This is a genomic window from Catenulispora yoronensis (genome assembly GCF_039531695.1).
Classification (GTDB): domain Bacteria; phylum Actinomycetota; class Actinomycetes; order Streptomycetales; family Catenulisporaceae; genus Catenulispora; species Catenulispora yoronensis.
In genome coordinates, this window is the sequence record NZ_BAAAQN010000075.1 from 1 (window position 1) to 10353 (window position 10353).

8 protein-coding genes and 1 pseudogene are annotated in these 10353 nt (G+C 73.0%); 1 reads left to right on the forward strand and 8 read right to left on the reverse strand.

Annotation, left to right across the window (positions count from 1 at the left end; all coding sequences use genetic code 11):
* Window positions 1-834 (forward strand): annotated as a pseudogene (locus ABD481_RS40165) (hypothetical protein); the annotation flags it as partial.
* A 60-nt stretch (window positions 835-894) separates the two neighbouring features.
* Here the strand turns inward: ABD481_RS40165 and ABD481_RS40170 are convergent.
* The 8 genes from ABD481_RS40170 to ABD481_RS40205 form a co-directional block, all read right to left on the reverse strand.
* Window positions 895-4050 carry a Dyp-type peroxidase gene (locus ABD481_RS40170; protein ID WP_344671142.1) on the reverse strand — a complete coding sequence of 1052 codons (3156 nt, stop codon included), beginning with the start codon at window positions 4048-4050 and terminating at the stop codon, window positions 895-897.
* A 54-nt stretch (window positions 4051-4104) separates the two neighbouring features.
* Window positions 4105-5808 (reverse strand): copper resistance protein CopC, encoded by a 1704-nt coding sequence (locus tag ABD481_RS40175; RefSeq protein ID WP_344671143.1) that lies wholly within the window; start codon window positions 5806-5808, stop codon window positions 4105-4107.
* Window positions 5809-5959: 151 nt separating this feature from the next.
* Entirely contained in the window at window positions 5960-6448 is a 489-nt protein-coding gene (locus ABD481_RS40180) for a copper chaperone PCu(A)C (protein WP_344671144.1), read from the reverse strand.
* Window positions 6445-7095, reverse strand: a complete 651-nt coding sequence (locus ABD481_RS40185) for an SCO family protein (protein ID WP_344671145.1) — start codon at window positions 7093-7095, stop codon at window positions 6445-6447. Before ABD481_RS40185 ends, ABD481_RS40180 begins: the two co-directional genes overlap by 4 nt.
* Before the next feature lie 31 nt (window positions 7096-7126).
* On the reverse strand, window positions 7127-7891 hold the full coding sequence (locus tag ABD481_RS40190) for a YcnI family copper-binding membrane protein (RefSeq protein WP_344671146.1): 765 nt from the start codon (window positions 7889-7891) through the stop codon (window positions 7127-7129).
* Window positions 7892-8017: 126 nt separating this feature from the next.
* Entirely contained in the window at window positions 8018-8734 is a 717-nt protein-coding gene (locus ABD481_RS40195) for a hypothetical protein (RefSeq protein ID WP_344671147.1), read from the reverse strand.
* 246 nt (window positions 8735-8980) lie between these two features.
* Window positions 8981-9466, reverse strand: a complete 486-nt coding sequence (locus ABD481_RS40200; RefSeq protein ID WP_344671148.1) for an SRPBCC family protein — start codon at window positions 9464-9466, stop codon at window positions 8981-8983.
* A 5-nt stretch (window positions 9467-9471) separates the two neighbouring features.
* Entirely contained in the window at window positions 9472-10260 is a 789-nt protein-coding gene (locus ABD481_RS40205; protein ID WP_344671149.1) for a PP2C family protein-serine/threonine phosphatase, read from the reverse strand.
* Window positions 10261-10353: the final 93 nt, after the last annotated feature.

Below are 10353 nucleotides of genomic sequence, written 5' to 3' on the forward strand. Positions count from 1 at the left end.
GCGGGCGTCGGCGTGGGCGGCGCCGGCGGCCCGGGCGGCCCGGGCGGCCCGGGCGGTGCGAGTGCCGCGGGTGCCGCGGGCGTGCCGATCGGAGCGGGCGGGCCGGGTGGACCCGGCGGGCAGGCCGGGTCGGGCGGGCGGCCTGGCGCCCCGGGCAATGGCGTGGCCAACGGCTACGGTGCCCAGGGCTCGGCGATGGAGGCGCCGTGGCGGCCTTCCGTCGACCTCGGCGCGACGGGTCGCAGCGGCCCGGGGGCTGCTGGGGGGCCGGGTGGCGCGGGCGGTCCGGGCGGTCTGGGCGGTCTGGGAGGTCCGGGAGGTCTGGGCGGGCGCGGCCCCGGGGGGCCGCCGGTCCAGTGGACGAAGAAGGAGCTCAAGGACCCGATCGGCCGTCGTCTGATGCGGGCGGTGGTCGGGCTGGTGCTGGTCGGCGCGGTGGTCGGGGCGGCGGCGGTGGTCGGGCTGAAGATGCGGGACAAGAAGCCCACGACGCCGGTGCGGATCACCGGGATCTCGGTCCACAACCAGAATCCGGTGCAGCCCACCGGGATCTGCGACACCACGGTCGACATGGTCGCGGCGTTCACGACGAACGGCGGCACGGGCACCGTGCGCTACGAGTGGGAGATCCCGGCGAACAACAACCAGACGCAGAAGGTGGCCGGGTCGCAGCCGATCAGTGGCACGTCGCCGCTGATCCACCTGGACTGGCGGCTGCATCTGAAGGCCAGCGGGACGGTGACCGCGAAGTTCCGGATCACCAACCCGGAGGAGGTCATGGCGCCGGGGACGGACAGCGCGAGCTCGGGCGACTTGAAGTATCAGTGCCCGTAGCTGGAGCTGGAGCTGGAGCGCAGAGGTAGAGGTTGGGTGCGGCTTGGCCACCGCACCCCGTCACCGCACTCTGATGACCGCGTACATCCCCTCCGCCGCGTGGTATCCGCACTGGAACGGATAGTCGCCGGGCTGCGTCAGCTTCAGGCTCATCGTGGTCTGGTCGCCTCCGGCCAGCTGCGGGATGCCGGCGGCGGACTCGCCGGGGCGGGGGCTGCCGTCCTCGGACAGGGTGTGCGGCACCGTGCCGGTGTTGCGGAACGTGATCTCGACCGTGCCGGGCGCCGCCTCGATGATCGAGGGGTGGTACCGCAGTGAGTCGTCGGCGGTGACGGTGATCCGCTGGATGCCGTCGGCGCCGAGGACGGCGCGGCCGGTGCCGCCGCTGCCGATGTCGGCGGGGAGCGCGGCGGCCGAGGCCGTGGCGGCGGTCGCGGGTCCTGACTGGGAGGTCGACCCCGGCTCCAGCAGGGCCTGCCCGAGGTAGCCGCTGCCGGAGGCGGCCGGGAGCATCGCGAACAGGGCGCTGGTCTCGTGCTTGGTGAAGCGGTTCAACGCGTCCATGTTCTTGGTCAGCCGCTGCTGGACCGGGATGAAGCCGGTGGTCGGATCGGCCTGCCAGGCCAGGAACAGCAGGCCGGCGTCCGGCTTGCCATCGGGGGTGAGCCCGTCGTGGTAGCTCAGGCCGCGGCGCAGCATCGCGGCGCCGCCGTTGGTGGCCGGGGCGGCCAGGCGGATGTGGGCGTCGCCGCGGACGGCGAGCGAGCCGTCGGGGTTCTGGGCTGCGAGGTTCACCGGGGTGTGCTCGGCGCCGCCGGAGAGCGGGGCACCGGTGTCCTTGCGCCGTCCGATGACCTTCTCCTGCTCGGCGGTGGTCTGCGCGTCCCAGGAGTCCAGCAGCATCCTGATACGGCGGAAGACCAGGTAGGAGCCGCCGCGCAGCCAGGCGGCGTCGGCGTCCGCGGCGACGTAGACCTTGCGTTCGAAGTCCGGCTGCGCGGCGGTCGGGTTGTTGGTGCCGTCGAGCTGGCCCATCAGGTTGCGGCCGGTCGAGGCCGGGTCGGGGGCGGAGCCCGGGGCGCGGGTGAAGCCGGACATGCTCCAGCGCGGCTTGGCGGTGCCGTCGGCGATCCGGGTCAGCGTCCGCAGGGCGTGGAAGACGACCAGCGCGTCGTCGGCGGCCAGGACCACGCCCAGATCGCCGTCGCCGCGGGCGGCGTCGAGCTGCTCGGTGCCGAACGTCGGGAGCGGCGCGAGCTGGGCCGGCCGGGCCGCCGGGTCCACGCCGGCCTTGCCGAACAGCGAGGGGCCGAAGCCGATCGTGACGGTCAGCGAGCACGGGCCGCTGCCCTGGGCGACGCCGTCGTCGGTGGTGGGCGCGCGCCCGGCGGTGAGGTCGGCGACGGCCGCGGTCCACGCCTTCATCAGGGCTTTGAGCTGCTCGCGGGTGGCACCGTCGACGAGGTCGAAGGCGGCGACGGTGCCGTGGGCCTGCTGCCGCGCCGGGACCGAGATGCCCGCCTGGTGCGGGAACGGCACGGCGACGGTGGCCAGGCCGAGCTCGGCGACCAGGTCGCCGACCGGGGCGGCGGCCTGGCGGCGGTCGTCGAGGAGCAGCGCGGCGCCGGCGGCTCCGGCCGCGACGCCGCCGACGCTGGTGGCGCCGGTGGTGAGGAAGGAGCGGCGGCTGGGGCCGGAGGGTGCTGTGGTTGGCGATGGCTTCGCACCAGAACCAGAACCAGAACCAGAAGCAGAACCAGAAGCAGAAGCAGAAGCATCAGAGCCAGAGCCAGAAGCATCAGAGCCAGAGCCAGAGCCAGAGCCAGAGCCAGAGCCAGAGCCAGAGCCAGAGCCAGAGCCAGAGTCGGAACCGGAACCGGAGCCAGGACCGGAGCCAGAGCCAGAGCCAGAGTCGGAACCGGAACCGGAGCCAGGACCGGAGCCAGAGCCAGAGCCGGAGCCGGAGCCGGGACCGGAGCCAGAGCCGGAGCCAGAACCGGAACCAGGACCGGAGCCAGAGCCAGAGCCAGAGCCAGAGCCGGGACCGGAGCCAGAACCGGAACCAGGACCGGAGCCAGAGCCAGAGCCGGAATCAGTGCCAGCGCCAGCGCCAGAGCTCAAGCTAGAGCCCGAACTGAAGCTGGAATCGGAGCTAGTCTCCGACCCTGCCGCCGAACCCGGCGCCGCCACCACCCGCCCTGGCCGCGTCTGCCGCAGATACACCGGCAGCGCCGCCGCCAGTCCGAACCCGACGCCCGTGATCACCAGCACCAGCACCTGCGCGAGCGTGATCCCCCAGGCGAAGGGTGCCGTCGAGCTCCACAGCACGCTGAGGTCCGGTACTCCGCTCGCTGCCGCGATGAGTAGGCCGGCGCCGGCGGCTAGCCAGCGGGCGCCGACTGAGTTGCGGCGTCGGGCCAGCAGGCATACCGCTCCCAGTGCCGCTGTCCATGCCGCGAGCTGGACCGCGTTGCCCTTGAAGAAGGCTGCGACCGGCCCGTCGGCGACGTCGGCTGCGATGCCGGCTGAGTGCAGCACATCTGCTGCGACCAGGCCCAGCGTTACCCACAGCGTCCAGCCGCGTAGGCACAGCCAGAGCGCCACCCCGGCTGCCAGTACCACGCCGGTCAGCCGCAGTGCCTTCGACGGTCCCGGTTGCCAGCGGAGCTTGCCGTCGGCGGTGATGGTCTGGCCGTCGTGGTGGAGGGTGATGCGCCAGGTGCTGATGTCGTGGGGCTTGGCCGGTGCGGATTTCACCGCGGGTGGTGGGGTGGTCGACATCCAGTGGATGCGGTGGTCGTGCCATCGGTAGATCGGGGTGTCGGCGACCTTTTTCCAGATTGGGGTCGCGTTGGGGTCTACGCCTGTCGGGACTGGGGATTTGGCCCAGCGGTCGTTGTTCAGGTAGGTCGCGGGGGAGTTCGTGTTCGTGTAGGTGCCGGTGGGTCCTACCTTCAGGTAGGGCTCGCCGACGTAGCCGTCTACCACGACGTCGGTGCCGGAGTGGTTCTCGACTTCGAGTTTGGCGCCGTTCTCGACCACCTTCAGGGTCAGGCCGGGGACTGACGGGGTGAGGGGGCCCAGGGTGGTGACGTAGTTCGAGGCGCCGGAGCCGCCCACGGTGTGGGCGGAGGCCGCGCCCGCCGTCGGGCCGGCGAGGGTCGCGAAGGCGAGTGCGGCCACGGCGGTCAGGCGGCGGGCGGTGGTGCGGAGCATCACAGGGTTCTCGCTTACTTGCTCACGTCGAGGTCTACTTGCTCACGTCGGCGTCTACTTGCTCACGTCGACGTTCAGGATGACGGTGGCCTGGTCGATGTCGGTGGTCCGGACCGTCACCAGGACCTGCCACTTGCCGGCCATCGGCAGGACCGCGCCGGCGCCGGTGTAGTGGCCTGGGCCGGTGACGTCGAGCTTGACCGGCAGTGGTCCGAGCTGCTGGGCCGGTAGCGCCAGTGAGGCGGTGACCTCGGGGACCGACTCCGCCGCGCCGTTCTTGTCCAGGACGTAGATGTGCAGTGTGTCCTGGCCGACGCCGGCCGGGTCCAGGGTGATGTTGACGGTGCCGGAGCCGTTCGCGGAGCCGGTGTCGAACGGGGAGGTGGCGCTCGCCGGCTTGGCCTTCTGCGGGGTGTCGGCGGCCGGCTGCGACTCCACCAGCAGCGCCGTCACCGCCAGCACCACGACCGCCAGGCCGAACTCGGCCGCGACCGAGCGGCGCAGGCGGGCCAGGTCCGGCGTGGTGGCGGCCAGGATGCGGCGGGCCAGGAAGCCCAGGGACAGCAGGACCAGGAAGATGCTGGACTTGATGATCAGCAGCCGGCCGTAGTCGGTGTTGAACAGCGAGTCCCAGTGCCGGACCTGCCGCCAGCCCTGGTACACGCCGGTGGTTGCCAGCACGCAGACCGCGACGAAGGCCGTCGTGGAGAAGCGCCGGACCACGGTGAGCCGCTCGTCGGGTTCGAGCTCGCCGGCGCCGCCGAGGATGGCGACGGTCAGCGCGGTCAGGCCGCCGACCCAGGTGGCCATCGCCAGCAGGTGCAGGACGTCGGCGGGCAGCGCCAGCGCCACCTGGGAGCCGGTGCCGGAGTGGTCGGCGATCGACCAGGTCACCGCGAGTGCCACGGCCAGGGCCGCGGCCAGTGCGCCGACCACCTGCCGGGTGCGGACCACGGCCTCGGTGAGGCGGGTCGCGATCCAGGACACCAGCACCCCGACGCCGCCGAGCAGGATCAGGCGCCAGGCCAGCGCGCGGCCCAGGCGGGTGTGGAGGGTGGCGCGCAGCACGTCGACGTCGAAGGCCCGGCCCAGGCCGAAGCCCCCGGCGTAAGGGCCCTGCAACAGCAGCGCGAAGACGGTCCCCACCAGCAGCACGAACCAGCCGCCGCCGATCAGGCGGCGCAGGCGGACGTCGCCGGCCAGCTTCGGCGCGAAGGCGATGAGCAGGAACGCGCCGCCGGCCATGGCGGCGAAGCCGAGGTAGGCCAGCCAGCGGGCGACGCCGAACAGCAGCCCGACGGTGCGGTCGCCGCTGGGCGCGGCCTCGGCGCCGCCGGAGTTCGGGGTGGAGCGGGTGCCGACGGAGAAGGTGAACGCGCCGCGCACCGGGTGCGAGTCCGCGGAGATGACGCGCCAGGAGACGACGTAGGTGCCGTCCTTCAGGCCGCCGCGCAGCGGTACCGAGGCGGTGTCCGGCTTGCCGTCCAGGTGCTCGGCCGAGCCGACCTCGGCCTGCGTGCCGTCGGGCGCGAACACGCGCAGCGCGCCGAGTTGCAGCTCGACGGGCTCGCTGAAGGTGATGCTGACGCGGTCCGGGGCGGTCTGGAGCAGGGAGTTGTCGGCCGGGGTGGTCGACACGACGGTGGCGTGCGCCGAGGCGGCCGGTGCGGCGGCGACCGCCCAGAGGCACAGGGCCGTGGTGAGGAGGGCTATGAGGCGGTGGCGGAATCGGCGCTTGCGAACAGAGCCGGCCGCCATGCCCGTACGTCTTGCCGCAACAGGTCTCACTGCCATCGCCGCCTTCACCGGTCCATACCGCCTTCAGAGTCTCCGGACGTCGCAGGACAGATCTCGATCGCCGGTGTGCCCGCCATCCCCGCCATCCCTGCCGTCGCCGCCATCCCTGCCGTCACTGCCCGGCACCGCCTTCGTCGTCCCCGGGCGCCGCGGCGCCGATCCCGATCACCGGCGCGTCGACCGTGATCGGCTCCGACTTCGCGAACCGGAAGGTCAGCCGCACCGTCGTGCCGGGCTTCAGAGGGCCCGGGTCGTCGATCATCAGGTGGTTGGCGCCGGGGGAGAAGTCCAGGCGGCCGCGGGCCGGGATCGGGGCCGCGGCCAGCGCCACCATCTTCGGGCCGTTCGTGGTGTGCATCGACGCCTGCCCGGCCGAGGCGGTGACCGCGGTCAGGGTGTCGTCGGCGCGGCCGGAGTTGCCGATGCTGAAGTAGGCCGCGGCCTCGGCCGGGTTCGCCGGTTCGCGGACGTAGGCGTCCCGGACCGCGAGCTTCGCCGTGCCCGCCGCCGCGTCGCCGCCCGACCACAGCAGCAGGGCCGCGCCCGCCGCCAGGACCGCCACCGGGGCCGCGACCGCGCCGACCTTCAGCGCCGGCCTCATGTCAGCAGCGCGATGTCGTGGGCGATGTCCTTCGCGGTCACGCCGGAAAGCCACACCACGTGCGCCACGCCGTCGGTGCCGAAGGCGTTGACCTGGGTGCCGTGGTCGACCTCGATCTTGCCGTCGGCGCCCTTCTTCGGCGGTTCGACCGGCGTCGCGGCCAGCCTCGCGGCGTCGTCCACCTGCTGCACCGTGCCGGTCAGGCCGATGAAGGAGGGGTCGAACTTGGACAGCCAGTCCTTGATCACCGGGCCGGTGTCGCGCTCCGGGTCGGTGGTGACGAACACCACCTGCACCTTGGCGCGCTTGTCCGCCGGGGTCAGGCGCAGCGCGGCGGCCACGTCGGCCATCGTGGTGGGGCACTCGTCGGGGCAGTGCGTGTAGCCGAAGTAGACCAGCGTCACCTTGCCCGCGGCGTGCGCCTTCAGGTCGTACGGCTTGCCGTCGACGTCGGTCAGCGTCACCGGCGGGATCGGCGTGGGGATGCCCAGCTCGGTGCCCTTGTACTTGGACGCCGGCTGCTGGACGTTGGAGACCGAGGCGACCTCCTGGGACGGGCTGGCGCAGGCGGCGCTGAACACGGCCAGCGCCCCGGCGGCCGCGGCCGCCGGGACGAGGCGCGCGATCCGGGCGGATCGCAGCATCATGGTTGTTCTCTTTCCGGAGTGACGTGCGGGATCAGGACCCGCTGGGGTGCTTGCGGCGCAGGGCCACGATCGCGGTGCCGAAGCCCAGCACGCCGACCACGAGGCCGGCGATGCCCAGGATCCGGGCCGTGCTGTCGCTGTCGTCGGCCTTGGCGGAGTCCGAGGACCCCGACAGGGCCACCGACGGCGAGGAGGACGGGGCCGACGGTGCCGCCGCCGACGGGGAGGCCGCCGCTCCGGCGGACCCGGTGGCCCCGGCCGGCGTCAGGTGCAGCACCGGCGCCGGGTGGTCGGCCTCCTGCCCGGCCGGCGGGACGTCGATCCAGCGCACGACGGTGCCGTCGGAGTAGGTCTGCAGCGCCTTGAACACGATCTGGTCGGTGTCCGTCGGCAGCGGCCCGAGCGAGACGTCGAACTCCTGGAACTGGCCCGGGTCGATCTTGCCCCCGGTCCAGACGATCTTCGTCACCGCCTGCGTGACGTCGCCGTCGTCGGTCTTGATCGGAGTGGCCAGGGCGCTGGTCGTGGCGGTCGCGGTCCAGCCCGGCACCGGCTTCACCGACACCGAGGCGATCGGGTGGTCGGTCGGCAGGTCGACCTCGACCGAGGTGGTGGACTGGTCCTTCTCCTCGTTCGGCACGCGGAAGGACACCTTGGTGTAGGCGCCCTGCTGCGCCGTGTTCGGGTTCACGGTGACGTGCGCGGAGGCCACCGCGGCCGCGGCCACGAGCGAGACGGCGGCGGTGGACAGCAGCACGGCGGTACGGCGCGCGCTGGAAGTCAGCTTCTTGGTCATGCTCATTCCAGGGTGAGGTCACGCGGACGCGCGTGACGGATCGATGACGGTCTGCGGCCGCACCGGTCCGGAACACAGCGCCGAGCGGGCCCGCGCATCACGGCGGACCCCGGTCCCGGGGGTGTGTCAGACGGCTGCGGCGGCGGTCATCGGCGGCCCGCGCCGGGCCAGGTCGAAGCGCAGAAGGCGGCCCGGTCCGAGGAGCCGGTCGGGGCCGGCGACGGCGGTCGCGGCCGGCCGGCGCGGCGGCGTCCAGCAGCCCGGCACCAGCGCGGCGGCCAGCAGCACCAGCGGGGTGATCAGGGCCAGCGCGAGCGCCCGGCCCAGCGACCACACGGCCGCCTCGCCGCGCCGCAGCCACCACGCGGCGGCCAGCGCGGCACCCGCGTGCGCGGCCCACATGCCGACCGTCATCGAGTGCTGCGACGGCGGCATGCCGGCGACGTGCGCCATCGCCTGGGCGACGCCGGAGGGCTCGTCGTGCCCGCACCACCAGTAGCCGCGGGCCGGCATGGCCATGGCCATCGGAGTGGCGTCGGCGGCCAGCTGCTGGGCGAACCCGAACAGGTGGTGCAGTCCGAACTGGACGATCCCCATCAGCACGAGGATCGTCGGGAGGCCGCATTCGCGCCGGGTGAACAGCTGCGCCAGCAGGAACACCGCCAGCCCGCCGACGAACACCGCCCACAGCGGGATGCTGCTCCTGGAGAAGGCGTCGTGCCCGAGGGCGCCGACCAGCACGCAGAGCGCCGCGAAGACCGCTGCGCGGGCTTCGCGCAGGGGCGGCGTCTGGACTGCCGCGGTGGCGGCGGCGTCGGCGGTGACAGGCATGGCATCAGACATGGTGCCAGGTGACCGGATTGTGCGCTGCGGTGGGGGTGCGGTCCGCGAACGGTGTGGCGGGCAGGAGCGGGGCACCGCGAGCGCGCCGGTGCCGGGCGGGGAGGAGGAACCCCAGGTGAGGGGATTGCGACGAGGCCGATGATCCTTGGCGGATAAACGTTGGTTTACCAACCCTGAGTGCCTGTTCCGATCCCGACCGTGCAAACACCTAGCGCGTGAACCGCGACAGTCCGCGAACCGTTGGCCCTATGCGCCCGCGCCCAGCCGCCGGTCCAGCTTCGCCACCGCGCGCCGCGTCGCCAGCCCCATCCCCGGCGCCATCGACCGCACCAGCGCCGCCGTCGCCAGGTTCGCGTCGAGCGCTATCGTCCAGATCAGCCGGGTGCCGCGCGCCGTCTCCAGCACGGCCCACTGCTCGGCCATGGCGCGGATGCCGGGCACCGTCGTGCGCTCGATCCGGTAGGCGAAGCGGGCCGGATCGTCCCAGGCGATGACCTGCTCGTGGAAGGCGACGTTGCCCACCAGGCGCACCCGCCGCCGGATCCCCACACCGTGCGGCCCGGGGCCGTGCTCGGCGGCGGACACCGCGCCGTACCAGTGCGGCAGCGCCTCGATGTCGCGGGCGACGGCGTCGAACACGGTCTTGGGCGGGGCCTGCAGCGTGCCGGCGAACGCCAGGCGCACGGGCGCCGCGTCCAGGAAGTCCAGGCCGACCGGGCGTGTGGTGAACATGGGCCTCAGCTTATGCGGCTGACCAGGAGCGCCCGGTCGTCGCCGGCGTAGGAGTCCCCGGGCAGGCGCATGAGGTGCCGGCACACGGTCTCCGGCGTCTCGGCGCACATCAGCTGCGCGGCCACGCGCAGCCGCTCCATGCCGTCCTCGATGTCGTCGCCGGGCTTCTCGATCAGGCCGTCGGTGTAGAGCACCAGGGTGTCCCCGGTGACCAGCGCGAACTCGGCGACCGGCCGCTGGTCGGTCTCGCGCACGCCCAGCGGCAGGCCCTTGGCCTGGTCCAGCCAGTCCGCGAGCAGCACACCGCCGCGGTCGGCGAGCAGAAGCGGCGGCGGATGCCCGGCCACGCTGTAGCGCACGGTGCCGCTGGAGCGCTCCAGTACCAGGACGCACGCGGTCGCGGTGGTCTCGTTCGGGAGGTAGGCCGAGACGAAGCGGTCCAGGCGATGCAGGATCTCGGCCGGGTCGGCGGTGTGCAGGGCGTAGGCGCGCAGGGCGTTGCGCAGCTGCGCCATCACCACCGCCTCGCCGAACCCGTGCCCGGCCACGTCGCCGATCACCCAGGCCACCGTGCCCGGCGTGGGCTCGAACACGTCGTACCAGTCGCCCCCGACGTTGTGGTGCCGGGCGGCCGGGATGTACTCGGCGGCCGTGGTCAGGCCTTTGACCTCCAGGATCGACGGCAGCAGCGAGCGCTGGAGGCGCTCGACGATGCGGGCGTCGTCGTCCTTGGGGGTACGGAGCTTGGGGCGTCCGGGCCCGGATGCCGCCGGCGTCGCTTCCTGCCCGTGCACGTCACCTCCTGGGTCCACGGGGGAGAATCATGATCACGCATGGAAATCCCAGTTCATCGCTGATCCCGGGCCCCGATTTTCATTGTGCAGGAT

Bases quoted from the DNA above. Each gene is read 5' to 3' on its own strand.
- ABD481_RS40170 (WP_344671142.1), bottom strand. From the start codon at position 4,050: ATGCTCCGCACCACCGCCCGCCGCCTGACCGCCGTGGCCGCACTCGCC.
- ABD481_RS40175 (WP_344671143.1), bottom strand. From the start codon at position 5,808: ATGGCGGCCGGCTCTGTTCGCAAGCGCCGATTCCGCCACCGCCTCATA.
- ABD481_RS40180 (WP_344671144.1), bottom strand. From the start codon at position 6,448: ATGAGGCCGGCGCTGAAGGTCGGCGCGGTCGCGGCCCCGGTGGCGGTC.
- ABD481_RS40185 (WP_344671145.1), bottom strand. From the start codon at position 7,095: ATGATGCTGCGATCCGCCCGGATCGCGCGCCTCGTCCCGGCGGCCGCG.
- ABD481_RS40190 (WP_344671146.1), bottom strand. From the start codon at position 7,891: ATGACCAAGAAGCTGACTTCCAGCGCGCGCCGTACCGCCGTGCTGCTG.
- ABD481_RS40195 (WP_344671147.1), bottom strand. From the start codon at position 8,734: ATGTCTGATGCCATGCCTGTCACCGCCGACGCCGCCGCCACCGCGGCA.
- ABD481_RS40200 (WP_344671148.1), bottom strand. From the start codon at position 9,466: ATGTTCACCACACGCCCGGTCGGCCTGGACTTCCTGGACGCGGCGCCC.